The organism is Solibacillus sp. FSL W7-1436 (assembly GCF_038007305.1).
In the GTDB taxonomy this organism is placed as follows: Bacteria; Bacillota; Bacilli; order Bacillales_A; family Planococcaceae; genus Solibacillus.
Map to the genome: position 1 here is coordinate 2856786 of NZ_JBBOWV010000001.1, position 17708 is coordinate 2874493.

Sequence of the window (17708 nt, forward strand, 5' to 3'; positions counted from 1 at the left end):
ATTAAATATGAAATATATTGAAACTATTGCCAATAATTAGGCGTATAATAGATAGAACACAAAGGAGGAATTAGTATGAAAAAATGGACAAGTGCTCTAGGCATGTCGATTGTTTCTCTAGGATTGCTTGCAAGTCCTGCTCTTGCAGAAGCATCTGTTAACCCGAAAGAAGAAAGAGTACCCATCTATGTGGCAATGACGGATGAAAGTGTTACTAAAGAACAGTTGATACAAATTTTAAAAACGAAATTACCGGAGATGTTCGCTACATACTCTAACAGTGATTTCCAAATGACATCAATGAGTTACCATTATGCCGATGATTTGACGACGCGTTACGAGTTGACATTCCAGAAAAAAGTTAATAAACAAACGGAAGGCGGCAGTGTCTCATTCAGATCGGACAATCTTGAAATAGAGCATCTGTATTTTAATCCTGCAAATTTGAAGGATGCTTTATTCCCAGGAAAAATAACGGAAGAACAAGGGCGTAAAATCGCGGAAGATTTCGTTAAAAAGGTTGTTTCATCATCCAATTACGTATTATCTACCGAAACACCAAGTTATTTCAGCGGCCTAATTACGGAGCCAATTACGTACAACTACACCTTCAATTCCACTGAAAAGAATATTCCGATACAGGATCAGTCAATTGTAGTAAGTGTGCTTGGCGATGGCAAAATCCAGTATTTCACTCAAATGAGCCCGGACCAAAAACGCATGTCATTTGAAGAGGCGACAAATATAGTTTCAAAAGAAGCCGCTTTAGAAAAGATGAAGGATCAATTAAATTTAACCTTGCAATACTCGATTGATTATTTGTCGAATTCTTCTAAACCTTCAGTAAAACTTGTATACTTGCCAGCACCTAATGTCATTGGTTTACATGCAACATCGAATAAATGGGCAACAACAACAGGCAAGACAGATTCTTTAAACAGCAAGGCGGCATTACAACCGCTTGCTCCTAAACAGTTAAAAGAATCGTCGCCAATCACAATTGACGATGCGAAAGAAATTGCAAAACAGTTAGTAGAAAGCCAGGGGAATACAACCAAATTCACGATTGATCATGCTTATGAATATCAAATGAATGAACAGGCAGTAATCAGTGTGTCGTATTCTTACCGTTACCGAAACGGATCTTTCGGTTCATCGATCGAATTCAATAAAAATACAGGGGAACTTATCTCTTACTCAGACTATTATAGTCCAATACCGTTTGAAGATGATGAAACGGAAAACGCAGTACCAAGAATGGATAAAGATAAGGTCCTGGCAGCAGCTGAGAAATATGTGAAGGAACTTGCTCCGACATCCGTACATGAATATGCAAAGCTAAATACAGAACCTGTTTATGATAAAGATTCGAAAGTGCACTATGTGAACTTCCCGAGAATTAAAAATGGACTGATTGTAAATGGAGACAGTCTGTCAGTAACAATTGATGATGAAGGGAAACTGAAATCATTCTACCGCTATCCTTTAGAAATCGAGGAATGGCCGGATGCTGATGCTACTGTTTCAAGCGAAGAGGCAAAAAAACTGTTTGCGGATGCACTGGATGTTAAGCTTGTTTACCACAGGCTGCAAAACGAAGACGGCAAATATGAGCTCGTTTATGTGCCGACAGTGAATGGACAAGAGTACTACCAGGTCGATGCCAACAGCGGTGAAATTGTCAGCCCATATGCACAGGCGAAAAAAGCGAAAGTCACTCACCCGACTGCCGAGAAGGAACTGAACTATCTAATCCAGGCAGGGGCGATTGAAGTGAAAGACCCGAATACTTTCAATGCAGATACAGCCATTACACAAGGTCAGGCACTGCAAACAATAATAAAATCCATCACATATTTCTATGAAGATTATTATGCATATCGCCAGGAGCAGCCACCTGTTTCATTCGAACATATCAATCCGGATCATCCATATTATAATGTAGTGGAAACAGCAACACGTTTAGGGATTTTAAATCCGCTAGAAGATGAATTGAATATCGACCAAAAAGTAACAAATGAGCAATTAGCTGTTTGGTACATCCGTACTCTTGGTCTTGAACAAGCAGCGAAGCACCCTGAGATTTATCAGTTAACGATTAAAGATGCGGCTGATGTGGATCCGGAAAAAATCGGATATGTGGCGATTTCACATGTGCTAGGACTACAAGGTACAGATCAATCGATGTTCCTGCCGAAAAGAGAAGTAACGTATGCACAGCTGGCTAAATCCATTATCGAACTTGCATATGAAATTGCAGAAAAAAGAAATAGCGGTTCATATTACTACTAAGCCCTATAAAAATTTTAAACTCGTGAAGTTTTTAAAGACTTCACGGGTTTTTTTAAAAATTTTTTCGAAAAATAAGGAATATACGTTCTCTTTTACGTAATAGTTAGTGGTTTAACTGTACCGACTTGTGATAAAATAATTTAAAGTGCTAAACTGAAAAAAATCGCGATAATTTTTTTGAAACGTTGTAAGATAGTACAAGTAACGAATCAATAATGGAAGTTGGGAAAAGAATGCAAAAAAATAAATACCGAATTCATAGTAATGTTCTTTTTGAAATTGCGCAAAGCCGTTCATTCACAGAAAAGGATAATATCGATGAACGCTTCGATGAAGAGGGAAAAATTAAATTGTTAAGTGACCGTGCTGGAGCGGATTTATCACTTTCTATTGTAAAAACTGAAGACGGAATCGCTTTTTCAGTAAAATGGGACGACTCTGAAGAAGTTTTCAAAGGGTGGAACATGGCATGGGAAGAATTTATCTGGTGCTTAGGTGTTGTCAACAAACCACTTGAAGAAGCGGCAAAAAAAGCAGCTGAAGAAGCAAAACTTCGTGCAGCTGAAGAAGCATTGCTGGCAGAGGAAAATGCCGAACTTGAAGAAGCTGTAACAGAGGAAGCCGTAACAGAAGAAACTTCAACTGAAGAATCATCTAAATAATATTGTAAAACGCCTTCGCAAAAATTTGCGGAAGGCGTTTTTTCGTATACAGTACATAGGGGGTTCCGGCAGCAAAGATATAAAAACATCCAGCTCCTTTTTGGGGAAATGGATGTTTCTACTTTCTTATTTATCTGAACTGACAATCGCATAGCGTTCCCATTTTCGGCTGCGCCAGCGGAAAATAACGAGCACGGCACGGATCCATTCGTCACAGGCAATAGCCAGCCATACACCGACAAGGCCTAAATCAAGTACGAAGACGAATAAATAACCTAGCGATAGCCCGACGACAATCATTGAAACAAATCCGATTCGCACAGGGTATGCGGCATCCCCGGAAGCACGCAGTGAATTAATGATTGTAATGTTAATTGTTCTTCCTGTCTCCAGTAAAATACTTAATAGTAAAACACTAGCCCCGATTTTAATGATTTCTTCATTGTCAGTAAAGAGACCCATCAGCGGTTCTCTGAGGAGGGTAATAATTGCAACCATTGACAATGTAAAAATCAGCGCCGATTTTACGCCAAACCATACTTTAGTATAGGCCAGCTCCTTATCACCAGCTCCCACATAACGGCCGACCAAAATAGCTGTCGCCATCCCGATGGCCAATGCAAAAAGATAAGTAAACATCGAAATATTAACGGCATACTGACGGGCAGACAATGCCTCGGCTCCAATAAATGTTACATAATAGAGAAGGACGATTTGATTTGTCTGGTAGAGCACCTGCTCAAGCGCAGACGGTACCCCGATTTTTAAGATTTTAGATATATAGTTTTTGGATAATCTATAGTAATCCGCCCACTCAATACGAACTTCTAATGCCTGGTATAAAAGCCAGAAAAATACAGATGCAGCAAGCACACGACTAATAACTGAAGATATCGCTGCACCTTCAACACCAAGTTCCGGCATACCAAATTTACCGAAGATTAATATATAGTTTAAAACAACGTGCACAATATTCATCGCAAGCGACACATACATTGTTTGTTTCGTCCAGCCCTGTACACGGATAATTGAAGACATGGAAGTGATTAAAGCCTGAACGAATATGAATCCTCCGACAATGACTAAATAGCTTTGAGCTGCTTCCAATACAGCTCCTTGCAGATTCATCATCTTCATTAAAACATCGGAAAACAATAAAAATAACCCGCTGATGACTAAACCGACGAGCAAATTGAGAGTTACCGATAAAGCAGCAATTTGGGATGCTTCTGCAATAAGGCGAGATCCTAAATATTGAGAAACAACTATGGAAGCACCTGTACCGATTACCCCCAATAATAATATTGCGATTTGTATATATTGATTGGCTGTTCCTACTCCTGCTACTGCATCATCCGACACAGCACTTAACATAAAAGTATCCGCTAATCCCATCAGCATAAATAGGAACAACTCTAAAAATAATGGCCATGTTAACTTAAATAAACTTAATTCTTTCGTGCCTTTTTTCAATCAGTTCACTCTTTCTATAGTTTAAATCAAAACAAAAAATATATTAGCATAAATTGTTACTCTAGGATAGTTTTTTACTCATACGTTTAAAAAAGGTAAAAAGTCATGAGAAATTTGTAAAAAAATAGGCCATGTTTAGTTGGATTATTAAGTTAATTCAGATATTTGTAATATGTTCTCGACATAATTCGACTTTTTGTTATCGAATTGTAATATATGTGGTATGTAGTTGTCATCTTAATGAAATATTGAAAGGTTATGCTTGTTCATGTTGAATCAAAAAGATTTTTCACGACACTTTTTCTGGAGGGAAATATTCAAGTATGATCAAGAAAATAGTAGCATTTGTTGCGGTTATGGTCGCAAGCACATTTATTTTTGTAGGAACGTCAGAGGCAGCTTCACATACAATTAAAAAAGGCGAGAATTTAACAATGCTTGCGAAGAAATACGATACATCAGTAAAAGAGCTCATGGCATTGAATGATTTAAAGACAACAAAAGTACAAATCAAACAAGTCCTTAAATTACCGAGCCATATTAAAAATAAACCTGCTGTAAAGAAATCGGCGGTAAAGAAAACAACAACAAAAAAATCTGCAACACATCCATCTAATGTAAAAAAGACAATTAAAATGTCTGCAACAGCTTACACTGCTAGTTGTAAAGGCTGTTCGGGAATTACGAAAACAGGTTTGAACTTACGTAAAAATCCTAGTTTAAAGGTAATTGCAGTCGATCCGAAAATCATTCCGCTTGGTTCGAAAGTATGGGTGGAAGGTTACGGAATTGCAGTAGCCGGTGATATTGGCGGTGCCATTAAAGGAAAAAAAATCGACGTCTTTATTAGTAAAAAATCGACAGCCAAAAATTGGGGTCGTAAAACAGTAACGGTAAAAATTTTAAAATCATAAAACAAAGCCTATTGCGGTGAAATTATTAATTTCCCGCAATAGGTTTTTTCATTTAAGTTATAATAAAAAGAGATTTTACGGAAGGAAGGAAATGAGAAATGTTTTTTTATGAGACACCTTGCCGTTATTGCCGCAAACCATTCAAGTTGCTGGAAGGTACTAAAAAATATCAGCAATTTAAAGTGAATCGTCAAGCCAGTATAAGTTGTGACAATTGTGAACGACGGATTGAAGCAGATTCAAGAAAATATTTATTTAATCGTGATTAGGGTGCACCCATCATTTTTCTTATTTGACGAAGTTCCCGAATTAATTTATCAATTTCATTTTGCATATTTTTAAAATCAGATTCACTATCGTTGCTCGTGGACGCTTGCTGTCCGTTTTGTTCCTCAAGCAGCTTTAACGCAATACCGGCAGAAATCATAGACAATACATCGCCGATTGTTGTAACAGCCGCACCTGCGTAGGCAAGTCTAGCGGCAATTATTTCCAAAGAGGGTGTAGCATCCATTTCATTTTTCAAATATATTCCTCCTATTCTAAGGCAGATCCCTTACTTTATGTATATATGCTGGAAATGTTTTCATTACATGTTTTAATGCCTTTACATACGTAAAAAAGGAGTTGGTTAATTATGGAGGGCAAAAAAGTAGAAATGGAATGTAGAAACTGTCATGAACGAATGACGATCGATTATTCTACAGACCGTTTTTCAACGCAAATTCAAATATTTAACGGGAAAAAACAACAGAAAAGGACATATATTAAGGAATGTCCGCATTGCCATACAATCAACTCCGTCACGAGTGAGAAAAAAGAAGAATGGGGCAATCGGAAAGGACCGAATTTTAAGCTGTTTATGTTTTCCGGATTATTTGGCTGCATAGGGTTTATTGTTATTGGACTTTTATTGCTTTATTTTGCGTTTAAAGGTTTCGGTTTTGTCGTAGATTGGTTATTTAATTAAGGAAATAATAAACTTTCGTGCTATAATTAATAGCTTGTGGAGGTGTAGTTAATGTCAAAAAAATGGACAATCCATTCGATTCGCGAATATGTAGAAAAGAATACAGATACAAAATTATTATCAACAGAGTTTAAAGGTTTTTCGCAAAAATTAGATTTCCAGTGTGCTTGCGGGAATACATTCCAAAAACCTTGGAAAAAGTTCAAAGAAAACAAACAGCAAAAATGCGAAGTGTGCCAGCCACCGAAAGAATCACGCTAATGGAATAAATGATTTATATGTAATGTAAAAAACGCTGTCCGGTTATTGCTGGACAGCGTTTTAATTGGGTTTACTTATGACTGACGATTGATAAATTCAGTTCACTATATAATTCGTAAAAACTTTTTTGTCCGGTATTTTCTGCAGAGCCGATATAAATCACACTATTTTTAAATTGCTTATTATTCATCAGTACGTTTTTGTATTTTTCTGTTGTGATCAGCAAAAACTTTTGTTCACTGTAGGGGTATACAATAAGCTCATTGTTGGCTGATTCACTGTCGATCAGATTAAACAATTTCCTGAAATTCATATGACTTTTGAGCTCTAATTTATACATTGAAATAAGGTTATTATCTTTATGATGCCCTTCGAAAAAATTGTGGGCAAGCTGATAAAACTGCCTCGAGTTATATATCAAAACACTTTGAGAAGTATTCAGTTCAGCGGGGATATATGACTTATGACGTTCAATTATTTGTTCGCAAAATGTCAGTAAATCGTTGTAGAGCATATTCGCCTCAGGATGTTTTTTGATAATCCGATAAAAATGCCGTGCTAAAAATGAAGTATACATAATTTCGTTCGATTCATTAAATCTCTTTAATAACGAGGAGATTGCAAAAACTGCCATTTCGTAATTTTGCTTTAAGAAATTTGTGCTTGCCTGAATGGAATGGACAAAAACAACTTCCGCATCATTTTTACAATTTTCAACATACCAGTTGAACTGGTCAATATATTTCTTGGCTTCTTCAAAACTTTCGGTTTCCAAGAGGGCGGTAACGAGCTGCAGCTGAGCATTACATTCGTAAAATAACCGATCCTCTTTCATTTCCAAAGCATAAAAGTATGCACTTTTCGCATATTGAACCGCTTCCGAGGTATTATTGTTTTCAAGTGCATGGATGCTTAATAAGTAGTGGCACATAGATAAATTTTGAGGGAAAGAATCTGTATCAATCGTATGAATGATTGAGTTGATCAGCATATCGCTTTGTGGAATGGAAGAAACGATGGAAGCAAAATTAACACAGCAAACGAGCGCTTCTGTCACATGTTCCGGGTTGTTGGATCTTTCTATGATTGCCAAAATAAATTGAAGCTGCTCAAATGCTTCATCAAACTGTTTATTGGCATAAAAGCTTTTAAATTGCTTTATGCTCAGAGTTAATGAGCGTTCGATCAATCGCAATTCGTTGTTCAAACTATGTTGTAGCGATGTATCGGAACAAGTATGCATGTTAAAACTCCTTTTGATGTATTAAATAATACCTGTTTGTGCGATCAACGGTATCTGTTATCAATTGACTGAAGTAAGTACCGACAAAAGTTTTTTCTTTTAATCTTTGAAGAAACTGAACATGAATATGATTGATGGTCTGACCGGATGGGGAGGTAATGAGATTGTTGTCGTAAAAGTTTATTAGCTCCAACGGCAATTCCGATTCGAAACCGGTTTCCTCGACAACGCTTTGTATTGTCTGTTTTAATTTACTTTTTAGAAGTACAGAAAATAGTAAACAAATTAATGGATCACTGCTTTTTCTCGTTTTAAATCTTTGTATCCCGTATTGCTTAATGATTATTTCATGAAGATAAGACTGAAAAGGATAGTGAAAACGTATGTTATCATCCGTTATTAATTCGTAATCATCCGTAGTTAAATATGTATACAGATTAAAGACAAATTGATAATAAAAATTACAACCTTCATTATAATCTTCCAATTGGACGTCCAGAAAAGGGTTGTTTGTCAGGAGCTGCTGAAATTCTGAATATTTATCTTCTTGAACCAAATAATAGTTGTTGAAATTCATTGAAATATCAGCCTCTCTAATATGAAAATTATTACAATATAAATTGTACAGAAACTTTGATAGTATATCAAACTTATATCGGTTATTATGGAAAGAAAAAAGAGCTAACGTAGAAAATTAGCTCTAATTCGAGATGAAACTGATTATTCAGTTACTGGTTTTGTTTCTAAATTCACATTTTTCAGTTCAGGATGAGCCATTTCTAATATTGAAGGGCGAAGTAATAATAGAACAATACCGATTAAGATCAATCCGCTGACAATTAAAATATATTGTGCCGGAATGAATTCATATAAGATTCCAAAAACTAATGTCCCGACAGGCATAGCACTCATCGCCATCATTTCGATTATCCCGAAAACACGACCACGGTATTCTTCTTCAATGGAAGTCTGCATCAACACGCCAAGTGGGGTATTTGTAATAACACCCAATACGCCGAATAAAAACATGATGATTAAATAATAGACAAAATTCATCATCGAAGAAAATGTTATCATGAGCGGCAGTGCCGATAAAATGACCACGACAGAAGAGCCGAACACGGATCGTTTAACTGTAAGTAAAGGAAATTTGACGTTTGCTCTTGATGCAAAATAAATAGATGCAATTAATACTCCGATCGCACCGCCAGCCTCTGTAAAACCGATGTATTTTGGATCTAGCTTCAAAATCGTCAATAAAATATAATCACCGCCAACATTGATTGCTGTGAAAAATAAGTTGATCCATAGAGCAGTCCACAAAATCGCTTTAATTATAGGCTTTGAATTGACATATCGGAAGCCGGCTTTAAAACTTTCAAACATCGATTCTTTCTCCGCATTGTCATTTATTGTTTCTTTCTTATAAAGTACAAAATTCATTGTAGATTCCAACAAAAGTGTTATAACAGCAGCACCGATAAAGATAATGAGGAACATTTCCATTGATACAAAACCGAATAACATTCCGCCGAAGATCGGTCCGCCAATACCTGAAATAGAATAGGACAACTGATTAAAGCTCATTGCTTTCTGAAGTCGGGCTTCATCGACAAGGTTGGCAATCGAAGCGGAAAATGCCACTCCTGAAAATGTGCTGAAAATACTATTAAACACTGTTGCGGTATATATCGCGATTAAAGATAATCCAAATTCATGCGTGTAAAGCAATAATCCGCCCACTGTCAGTATAACGCCGGCTTGCCCGCTGAGCACAAGCCATTTTCTTGGTAAGCGATCCCCTAAGAGACCTGCAATCGGTGACATAATCGTGCGCGGCAAGTAGCTTAAAATAATATTTGTCGCAAAACTAAGCGAAGAACCTGTCATCGATAAGATATACATACTGATTCCAAAACTGTAAACATGTGACCCGAGCGCACCAATCATTTTGCTTATTAGAAATGTATATAAATGATATGTTGCTCTTTTTAATTTCTGCTGTTCATTCATAAACAAAAACCCCTTTGTTTAATTTAATTAAACTTATTATATGGCGGGATTCATTGTAATGCAATACAAAAGTTTAATTTAATTAAATTAATTTTAAGAATTATTTATCGAATCAAATAAAATGTTTAATTTGGTTAAAATATTCGCCTTTTATTTGTTTTTTGGTAAACTGTATTTAATGAGGTGACGACGTGTTGAATATTGGTGCCAAAATAAAGGAACTAAGAAAAGAGCGTAAAATGACGCTTGCCCAAGTAGCGGGAGACCGAATTACAAAGGGGATGCTCAGTCTGATTGAAAATGGGAAGGCACAGCCATCTATGGAAAGTCTTCAGCATATTGCAAAACAGCTCGATATCGATGTGTCCGAGCTCATGCAAACCGAAAATCATCAGCAAATGAAAGAGTTATACCGGGATGTTGAAATAAAACGTTTAGCTCTAAATAAAGAGCATGATGACAAGAAAATAAATGAAAAAGTTCTTGAACTGTATCATCTAATCCATCCCTTTTATGAAAATGGCAGCCTTAAAGGGGCAACGTTCGAGGAAGTACGTATTTACGAAGTGTATTTAACGATGCGCTACTTTGCGAAAATGGATTTATCGGAAAAACCATTCGCCAAGCTAATCAGAATGTATGAACAAGTACATGGCTATTCAAAAATATTGAAGATTTTCTCCCGCATGGGGAATATTAAGTTTATGGAAAATGATTATGCGGAAGGTCTTTGCTACTTACTTGAAGGGGAAAAATATATCGAGAAATATGGGGATTTAATAGATGACCTAGAAAAACTCGATTTATACTATAACATTACGGTTTCCTATGCCGCACTGAATGATGAACTGCAGATGGAGAATTACTTGGAAAGAGCATTAAAATTAGCAAAAGAAAAGAAAATCGTCTATCGGCTAAATGATTTTTACCGCTTCTTGTTCTTCATTCACTGTTCAAATGAAGAAGGGGAAAAGGCGTCCTATTATTTAAAGAAAATCCGCGCATTCGCTGAAATCATGGAAGACCCGAATGAAACACTAATGGAGCAGCTTGTAACACTTCTCTATACAAATCAGATCGAAAAAGATTACGAGAAAACAGTAGCAATCCGATTTGAAAATAATTTTGTTTTAGAAGGCTTTTCATACAGCGCGGACATTTTCTTTAATGGACAATATGGGTATGCCTACTACATGCTTGAGCGGTATGAAGAAGCGTTGCAAACCTTGAAAGACATTGAAATAATGGAATACAATCAGCATCCGCTTGATTTGTCGATGATGTACATGGCATTTGCTGTACGTGCATTATGCTATTTCAAATTAGGGGAGAAAGAAAACGCAAAGCGCGATATTCTATATGCAATGGATGGTGTGAAAGATTTGAAAGTCACAAGAGAAATCCAGTTCATTATCGATGCATATGAGGAAATAATGAAGTAATACAAGGACACGGATAATCATGGAGATTATCCGTGTTTGTGTTATTAGGTCCATGTTGGAGTTTTAAGAATTATTTTGGATTAAGTTCTACTCATACGATCGAACGAATAGAGTAGTAGGGTGAGTTTAATTTTTAAGACATGGAGGAATGAAGATGATCAAACGAGTAAATCCAGAATTTTTAGCAGGTTTAGAGTCATTTCCGGGTTTTGATTTCAAGGTTGAACAATTGGAAGCGTTGCGTGAAGGTATGGCCCAAGCGGTACAGCCTTTAACGAGCACTGAAACAGTGGATATTCTTAATAAAACAATTACTGGCATCGATGATAATGAAATTCGCGTTCGTATTTATAAACCAGCCCATCAAGATCAGGAATTACCGGTATTACTGTGGATTCATGGCGGGGGGTATGTACTAGGCAGCATTGAAGATAATGATCATCTTTGTGTACAAGTTGTAGAAACAGCCAACTGTGTCGTCGTTTCCGTTGATTACCGTTTGGCTCCGGAATATCCATACCCTGCACCGCTTGAAGATTGCTACAGTGCGCTTACATGGATTGCGGACAATGCAGCAGAACTGCAAGTGGACAAGAACCGCATTGGTGTAGCCGGGGCAAGTGCTGGTGGTGGTTTGACAGCCGGTTTGACATTGCTGGCGCGTGACCGCGAGTATCCATCAATCTGCTTCCAAATGCCGCTTTACCCGATGATTAATGATAGCAACGATACACCTTCTGCGAACGAAATTACGGAAGGTATGGTTTGGAATCAAAAAACAAACGATTTCGGCTGGAAATGCTATTTAGGCGAATTGCATGGGAATGATGAAGTACCGATTTATGCTGCACCGGCAAGAGCTGAGGATTATCGCAACCTTCCATACACGTATACATGTGTAGGTCAATTGGATCCTTTTCGTGATGAAACAATTACGTATGTGTCTAAACTGGCACAGGCAGGTGTTGATGTGGAATTCCATTTATACCCTGGCGCATACCATGGTTTTGAATCACTGAACCCTCAGTCCGAACTTGCCCGGAAAGTAATTAAAGAATATGTGAATGCGATTAAAGTAGGCTTTGACCGCGTGAAAGCAAATGCTGATCAAGTGGAAGAAGTAAAATAAATTCATTAAGAATGATTTCCGTATCGGATTTCATTCTTTTTTATTTGGGTAAAAAAGGGTGGAAATGTCTTTAAATTGAAAATAATTACGTAGGACTCCTGTACATATGTTTGTGATAAATGATTAAGCATGGTATAAGTGTAAATGAATTTTAGTGTGGGAATCCAAACGTTATAAGGAAGTGAACGCATGTCAAAAATCGTCATTATTGAAGATACGGAAACGATAAGAGAAGAATTGAAAACCTTTTTAATCACATATGGGTTTGATGCAATTGCACCGGTAAACTTTGAAAATATTATTCAGGAAACGCTTAACGAAGCACCGGACCTCATTTTGCTGGACATCAACTTACCCATTTTTGATGGTTACTATATTTGCAGAGAAATAAGGAAACAATCGGATGTGCCGATTATTGTCGTGACGAGCAGGGATAACGAAATGGATGAACTGATGAGTATGAATTTAGGTGCAGATGATTTTATTACAAAGCCTTATAATACTCAAATTCTTTTGGCGAGAATTGAAACCATTTTAAGAAGAGTACAGGGGTCGAGTATGCGGGATACTGTTGTTTATAATGACTTGAAGCTCAATTTATCCAACGGTTCTGTTACTTATAAAGGTGAAAAGGCAGAGCTCACTAAAAACGAAATCAAAATACTGTCCTGCCTTTATAAAAACAAAGGGAAAATCGTATCCAGGGAAGATCTCATGGATTTTATGTGGAACGCAGATGTCTTTGTAGATGATAATAATTTATCGGTCAATGTCACAAGGTTAAGAAAAAAACTCGAAGCGTTAGGTATGGAGAAAAATATTGAAACGAGACGAGGGTTAGGATATATACTTCCATGACATTTAAAGAATATGTTAAAGACAGGGCAGTTTTCCTGCTCATCAATTGCATCCTATTTATCATTATCGGCGGTATTATGATACTTGTCAGGATGAATGACCAAGCTGTTTTTCTTATTTTCTGTATTTGGTTTTTTCCGCTCATCTCATATATACTGATCGAATATTTTAAGCAGAAAACTTTTTATAACGAATTAACGGGCATTATGGACAATTTAGATCAGAAATATTTGCTGCCGGAAGTTATGACAGAACCTGAAACTATGGAAGGTCAGGTATTGTATGAGGTATTGCGTCAGGCAAACAAAGATATGCATGAGCATGTAAAAGGTTACCGGGATCGGGAAAATGAGTACAGGGAATATATTGAAACGTGGATTCATGAAATTAAAACTCCCATTGCCTCAACACGGCTGATCATTGAAAATAATCAAACTGGCGTTACCCGAAATATTCAGGAGGAAGTAAAAAAGATTGAAGAATATATCGAGCAGGTTCTCTATTATTCAAGAAGCAACAACGTAAGCAAGGATTACCTTATAAAAGAGGTGTCTTTAGTTGACCTTGTAAGAGGTGTGATAAAGAGAAATTCAAGGGACTTTATTAGTAAAGGAATCTCAATTGATCTTGAAAAAGTTGAAGGGACCGTTTTCAGTGATGCAAAATGGCTGGAATTTATTTTAAATCAGCTGATCGGAAATGCAATTAAATATATCCGGGAACGTGATGGAAAGGTAATTATCCATACTGTCAGAAATGAAAACAATATCGTACTTACGATTGAGGATAACGGGATAGGGATTTCAGAAAAGGATATATATCGGGTTTTTGAAAAGGGCTTTACCGGTGAAAATGGACGAAAATTCGGAAGGTCAACCGGTATCGGGCTTTATTTATGTAAAAAACTCGCGGATCAGCTTGGCCTGGGACTTACCATCACATCAAAAATGGGTGAAGGAACAAAGGTGAGTATTATTTTCCCTTTAGGTAGTGAGAACTTCATACAGTAATCCAGCATTTAAATTGCGGATTTATAGAAATTGTACATTACAATAGCTATAGATCCGTTTTTCAATTATTAGGGAATGATTATCGCATGGATCGGCCGCATTAGCGCTTTTGATTATAATCTTGCAAAAATGTCACTTTAATAAAATATAAACCAATATGTCTTCCCACTAGCTATTGATAAGATACAGTTAGAAATCAAGTAGGGGGAATAAAATATGAAAAAAGCAATTTCAATAGTATTAGGAATCTTTCTGTTAGGTCTTGGGATTTTCCTAGTGTATGAATATGTATCAGAGCCAAAAATCGTAGAGGGCGTCATGGCAAAAACGATTGATGAAAAGGGCAACCCTTCTGATATAACAAATACGTTTACACCAGGTGAGAAAATATATTTTGCCGCAAAGAGAAATCGTTTCTGGATCAATGAAGCGGAAGTTGTTTGGTATAAAGGAGAAATAAAAACAGCGAACCGATTTTTAGTGGAGGAAGAAGTAACTGTAAATGATGCGAAGTACTTCACTGCCGAGCTAACTGTTCCGGAAGGTCTTGAAGAAGGCCATTACGGTGTCACAATTTATGTAAAAGGAAAAAAGATTATGGAAACACATGCCGATTTTGATGTAAAAAAATAGATTTACCTTGGGGGAAAAGTATGCAACCGATATTAAGCGTAGAAAAAATTGAAAAATATTATGGAAACAAAGGAAATATTACAAAAGCGATCGATAATATAAGCTTTAACGTAAATGAAGGTGAATTTCTAGGGATCATGGGTCCTTCAGGCAGCGGCAAGACAACACTGCTGAATTGTATTTCCACAATCGATCATGTGACAACCGGTAAAATTATTATCAATGACCAGGATATTACGAAATTGAAGAAGAAAGGGCTTGAAGCTTTCAGACGTGACGAGTTAGGTTTTATCTTTCAGGATTTCAACCTGCTGGATACACTGACAGCTTATGAAAACATTGCTTTGGCACTGACCATTCAAAACAGAGGGGCAATGGAAATCGATCGGCTCATTAAAGGCGTTGCGGAAAAGCTTGATATTTCCGGAATCCTTAACAAGTTCCCGTTTCAATTATCGGGAGGGCAAAAACAAAGGGTCGCTTGTGCAAGAGCGATCGTAACGGAACCTTCTCTCATTTTAGCTGATGAACCTACTGGTGCGCTTGATTCGAAATCATCACGATTACTGTTAAATTCCTTTGAAAAATTGAATAAAGAATACCAGTCAACAATTCTGATGGTTACCCATGACTCATTTACTGCAAGTTATGCCAATAGAATACTGTTTATAAAAGACGGTCGGATCTTTAATGAGCTCGTGCGCGGAAATGATACGAGAAAGGAATTCTTCAATAAAATCATTGAAGTGGTGACTTTACTTGGAGGCGATGTCGGCAATGTTCTCTAAAATCGCAATCAATAATGTGAAAAGAAGCTTTAAGGATTATTCGATCTATTTTCTCACATTGACTTTAGGTGTTTGTATATTTTACAGTTTCAACTCTCTTGATTCACAGCAGGCTATCCAGGAAATGAACAAAAATAGTGTTTTCCGTGAATCATTGGAATTGCTCATGTCCGGAACATCGGTGTTTGTGTCAGTTGTGCTGGGAGGTTTAATTGTATACGCCAATAATTTTTTAATCAAAAAAAGGAAAAGAGAACTTGGATTATACATGACATTAGGCATGTCAAAAGCGAAAATATCGAGAATTTTGATCGTCGAAACACTCCTGATCGGTGTAATCTCTTTAATTGCGGGAATTGGGCTCGGGATTATTGTATCACAGGGTCTTTCGGTACTGACTGCAAACATTCTGTCTATGGATCTTGAAAAATATAAGTTTGTTTTTTCGCTTGGCGCTATGATGAAATCAATTGTCTATTTTGGCATCATCTATCTGCTTGTCATGATTTTCAACCAGTTTACAATTTCCAAATATAAACTGATCGATCTGTTGAATGCTTCAAAGCGTAATGAAGAAGTAAAGCTGAAAAATTCTTTCGTATCAGTGCTAACTTTTATTTTATCATTAGCATTTCTGATTTTCGCATATATGAGAATCCTGAAGTTAGGTTTAAATGCTGAAGATACGGAGCTGATAATTACGGTTTTAATGGGCGTCTTCGGAACGCTTCTGTTCTTTTTCAGCCTTTCGAGCTTCTTTTTACAATTTGCGCAAAAAAATAAAAGCTACTATTTTAAAAATATAAATATATTTGTCTTAAGACAAATAAACAATAAGGTCAACACGAACTTTCTTTCGATGACAATTATCTGTCTCATGCTTTTTTTAACGATTTCACTCATCTTTACAGCGTTTGATTTAAAAGGAACGATTGATAAAAATTCAGCAAATACCTATCCTTTTGATGCTTCGGCATTTCTTGTTGCCGATCAAAAAGAGGATCTTGCAGTGAATGATATTGAAGCCTATTTAAACAATATTGACTTTACGTTTGAATCATATGAAAAACATGCCTTTTTTGATGAATACCTTCTTGATTTAACGATCGAGGATCTGTTATCAAAGTATTTAAGCGAAGAGGAACAGATTACTATACAGGAAAATTATCTGTATGGTCCGGTATCCGCCCTGAAAATTTCGGATTATAATGCAATTCTCAAACTGAAGGGGCATGAGAATGTTGATCTAAAGGATGATGAGGTACTTGTTGTATCAAGCTATGGCACGATACTTCAAGCTTTGCCTGAGTATATGAAAAATGAAGATCATATTACAATTGAAAATAAAGCATATGCAATAAAAAATGAAGTGCCTATTGAAGAAAATATAAGAATCAATAAGGGCAGCAGCTTCTTTTATCTTATCATTCCAGATGATTTTACAGGAAATCTTCAATTAGAGTTCTCAAGTTTCAACGTATTATATGAAGATCGGTACTATAACAAATCAGAAGAGAAATTTTCAACCCTATTTAACAACCTTGCAGAAAATAAATATAGAGAAATTCATCCGGGATTGGTCATCGGAAGTACAATTGATCAAATTAAAGAGCGTGAAAATGGTTCAGCGGCGTTATTTATATTTCTTGGCTTGTTTTTAGGGCTCATCTTCATTATATCGAGCGCGGCTGTTATGGCATTGCAGCAGTTATCAGATGCAAGTGACAGCTTGGAACGCTATAAGTCACTGAAAAAAATCGGTGTCACGGATAAAATGATAAACGGGGCTATATTAAAACAATGTCTCATTTATTTTTTACTCCCTTTAGGTCTGGCTGTCATCCATTCTCTTGTCGGAATCAAGGCAGTCAGCGGAATGTTCCATTTCAACTATGAAAGCGTACTGATCAGTGCATTGATCCTTGTCATCATCTATGGCGGGTATTTCTATGCAACATATGTCGGCGTGAAGAACATTGTTAAAGGCAGGAACTAGGTAACGTAAATGGTTTTAATTAAA

At 36.6% G+C, this 17708-nt stretch carries 17 protein-coding genes; 12 read left to right on the forward strand and 5 right to left on the reverse strand.

Features of this window, described 5'->3' with window-relative positions:
• Positions 1-75 precede the first annotated feature (75 nt).
• A complete protein-coding gene (locus tag MKX73_RS14030) occupies positions 76-2292 on the forward strand; it encodes a YcdB/YcdC domain-containing protein (RefSeq protein WP_340717974.1) in 2217 nt (738 codons plus the stop codon).
• Positions 2293-2525: 233 nt separating this feature from the next.
• Positions 2526-2954 (forward strand): homoserine dehydrogenase, encoded by a 429-nt coding sequence (locus tag MKX73_RS14035; protein WP_340717975.1) that lies wholly within the window; start codon positions 2526-2528, stop codon positions 2952-2954.
• Positions 2955-3080: 126 nt separating this feature from the next.
• On the opposite strand, the gene MKX73_RS14040 is transcribed toward MKX73_RS14035, so the two are convergent.
• On the reverse strand, positions 3081-4427 hold the full coding sequence (locus MKX73_RS14040) for an MATE family efflux transporter (protein ID WP_340717976.1): 1347 nt from the start codon (positions 4425-4427) through the stop codon (positions 3081-3083).
• A 323-nt stretch (positions 4428-4750) separates the two neighbouring features.
• Here MKX73_RS14040 and MKX73_RS14045 point away from each other — a divergent pair, with 323 nt between their 5' ends.
• Complete coding sequence (locus MKX73_RS14045) at positions 4751-5341, forward strand: 3D domain-containing protein (RefSeq protein WP_340717977.1); 591 nt, start codon at positions 4751-4753, stop codon at positions 5339-5341.
• A gap of 265 nt (positions 5342-5606) precedes the next feature.
• On the opposite strand, the gene MKX73_RS14050 is transcribed toward MKX73_RS14045, so the two are convergent.
• Positions 5607-5867 carry a hypothetical protein gene (locus tag MKX73_RS14050; protein ID WP_340717978.1) on the reverse strand — a complete coding sequence of 87 codons (261 nt, stop codon included), beginning with the start codon at positions 5865-5867 and terminating at the stop codon, positions 5607-5609.
• 111 nt (positions 5868-5978) lie between these two features.
• Between MKX73_RS14050 and MKX73_RS14055 the strand changes: the two genes are divergently transcribed.
• Both MKX73_RS14055 and MKX73_RS14060 read left to right on the forward strand, forming a co-directional pair.
• Positions 5979-6311 carry a redox protein gene (locus tag MKX73_RS14055; protein WP_340717979.1) on the forward strand — a complete coding sequence of 111 codons (333 nt, stop codon included), beginning with the start codon at positions 5979-5981 and terminating at the stop codon, positions 6309-6311.
• A gap of 51 nt (positions 6312-6362) precedes the next feature.
• Positions 6363-6572 carry a hypothetical protein gene (locus MKX73_RS14060; protein WP_241368462.1) on the forward strand — a complete coding sequence of 70 codons (210 nt, stop codon included), beginning with the start codon at positions 6363-6365 and terminating at the stop codon, positions 6570-6572.
• A 70-nt stretch (positions 6573-6642) separates the two neighbouring features.
• On the opposite strand, the gene MKX73_RS14065 is transcribed toward MKX73_RS14060, so the two are convergent.
• From MKX73_RS14065 to MKX73_RS14075, 3 genes are all read right to left on the reverse strand, one after another.
• Positions 6643-7815, reverse strand: coding sequence for a hypothetical protein (locus tag MKX73_RS14065; protein WP_340717980.1), 1173 nt, complete (start codon positions 7813-7815; stop codon positions 6643-6645).
• Position 7816: 1 nt separating this feature from the next.
• The gene (locus tag MKX73_RS14070) at positions 7817-8392 is read right to left on the reverse strand and encodes a hypothetical protein (protein ID WP_340717981.1); all 576 of its coding nucleotides are present in this window, start codon (positions 8390-8392) and stop codon (positions 7817-7819) included.
• A 143-nt stretch (positions 8393-8535) separates the two neighbouring features.
• Positions 8536-9828 carry an MFS transporter gene (locus tag MKX73_RS14075; protein WP_340717982.1) on the reverse strand — a complete coding sequence of 431 codons (1293 nt, stop codon included), beginning with the start codon at positions 9826-9828 and terminating at the stop codon, positions 8536-8538.
• Between the two features lie 191 nt (positions 9829-10019).
• On the opposite strand from MKX73_RS14075, the gene MKX73_RS14080 reads away from it, so the two are divergent.
• The 7 genes from MKX73_RS14080 to MKX73_RS14110 all read left to right on the forward strand — a co-directional run bounded on the left by MKX73_RS14080 (position 10020) and on the right by MKX73_RS14110 (position 17684).
• Entirely contained in the window at positions 10020-11270 is a 1251-nt protein-coding gene (locus MKX73_RS14080) for a helix-turn-helix transcriptional regulator (RefSeq protein WP_340717983.1), read from the forward strand.
• 154 nt (positions 11271-11424) lie between these two features.
• The gene (locus MKX73_RS14085) at positions 11425-12399 is read left to right on the forward strand and encodes an alpha/beta hydrolase (RefSeq protein WP_340717984.1); all 975 of its coding nucleotides are present in this window, start codon (positions 11425-11427) and stop codon (positions 12397-12399) included.
• Positions 12400-12588: 189 nt separating this feature from the next.
• A complete protein-coding gene (locus MKX73_RS14090) occupies positions 12589-13257 on the forward strand; it encodes a response regulator transcription factor (RefSeq protein ID WP_340717985.1) in 669 nt (222 codons plus the stop codon).
• Positions 13254-14267: a sensor histidine kinase gene (locus MKX73_RS14095; protein WP_340717986.1), complete on the forward strand. Its 1014-nt coding sequence runs from the start codon at positions 13254-13256 to the stop codon at positions 14265-14267. The genes MKX73_RS14090 and MKX73_RS14095 overlap by 4 nt, the downstream gene beginning before the upstream one ends.
• Before the next feature lie 216 nt (positions 14268-14483).
• A complete protein-coding gene (locus tag MKX73_RS14100; protein ID WP_340717987.1) occupies positions 14484-14900 on the forward strand; it encodes a hypothetical protein in 417 nt (138 codons plus the stop codon).
• Positions 14901-14920: 20 nt separating this feature from the next.
• The gene (locus MKX73_RS14105) at positions 14921-15688 is read left to right on the forward strand and encodes an ABC transporter ATP-binding protein (RefSeq protein ID WP_340717988.1); all 768 of its coding nucleotides are present in this window, start codon (positions 14921-14923) and stop codon (positions 15686-15688) included.
• A complete protein-coding gene (locus tag MKX73_RS14110) occupies positions 15678-17684 on the forward strand; it encodes an ABC transporter permease (RefSeq protein WP_340717989.1) in 2007 nt (668 codons plus the stop codon). Before MKX73_RS14105 ends, MKX73_RS14110 begins: the two co-directional genes overlap by 11 nt.
• The last annotated feature ends 24 nt before the right edge of the window (positions 17685-17708 follow it).

Excerpts from the sequence above, each read along its gene's own strand:
- MKX73_RS14060 (WP_241368462.1), top strand. The coding sequence starts at position 6,363 with ATGTCAAAAAAATGGACAATCCATTCGATTCGCGAATATGTAGAAAAG.
- MKX73_RS14100 (WP_340717987.1), top strand. The coding sequence starts at position 14,484 with ATGAAAAAAGCAATTTCAATAGTATTAGGAATCTTTCTGTTAGGTCTT.
- MKX73_RS14075 (WP_340717982.1), bottom strand. The coding sequence starts at position 9,828 with ATGAATGAACAGCAGAAATTAAAAAGAGCAACATATCATTTATATACA.
- MKX73_RS14090 (WP_340717985.1), top strand. The coding sequence starts at position 12,589 with ATGTCAAAAATCGTCATTATTGAAGATACGGAAACGATAAGAGAAGAA.
- MKX73_RS14035 (WP_340717975.1), top strand. The coding sequence starts at position 2,526 with ATGCAAAAAAATAAATACCGAATTCATAGTAATGTTCTTTTTGAAATT.
- MKX73_RS14055 (WP_340717979.1), top strand. The coding sequence starts at position 5,979 with ATGGAGGGCAAAAAAGTAGAAATGGAATGTAGAAACTGTCATGAACGA.
- MKX73_RS14110 (WP_340717989.1), top strand. The coding sequence starts at position 15,678 with ATGTTCTCTAAAATCGCAATCAATAATGTGAAAAGAAGCTTTAAGGAT.
- MKX73_RS14095 (WP_340717986.1), top strand. The coding sequence starts at position 13,254 with ATGACATTTAAAGAATATGTTAAAGACAGGGCAGTTTTCCTGCTCATC.
- MKX73_RS14065 (WP_340717980.1), bottom strand. The coding sequence starts at position 7,815 with ATGCATACTTGTTCCGATACATCGCTACAACATAGTTTGAACAACGAA.
- MKX73_RS14030 (WP_340717974.1), top strand. The coding sequence starts at position 76 with ATGAAAAAATGGACAAGTGCTCTAGGCATGTCGATTGTTTCTCTAGGA.
- MKX73_RS14070 (WP_340717981.1), bottom strand. The coding sequence starts at position 8,392 with ATGAATTTCAACAACTATTATTTGGTTCAAGAAGATAAATATTCAGAA.
- MKX73_RS14105 (WP_340717988.1), top strand. The coding sequence starts at position 14,921 with ATGCAACCGATATTAAGCGTAGAAAAAATTGAAAAATATTATGGAAAC.
- MKX73_RS14045 (WP_340717977.1), top strand. The coding sequence starts at position 4,751 with ATGATCAAGAAAATAGTAGCATTTGTTGCGGTTATGGTCGCAAGCACA.
- MKX73_RS14085 (WP_340717984.1), top strand. The coding sequence starts at position 11,425 with ATGATCAAACGAGTAAATCCAGAATTTTTAGCAGGTTTAGAGTCATTT.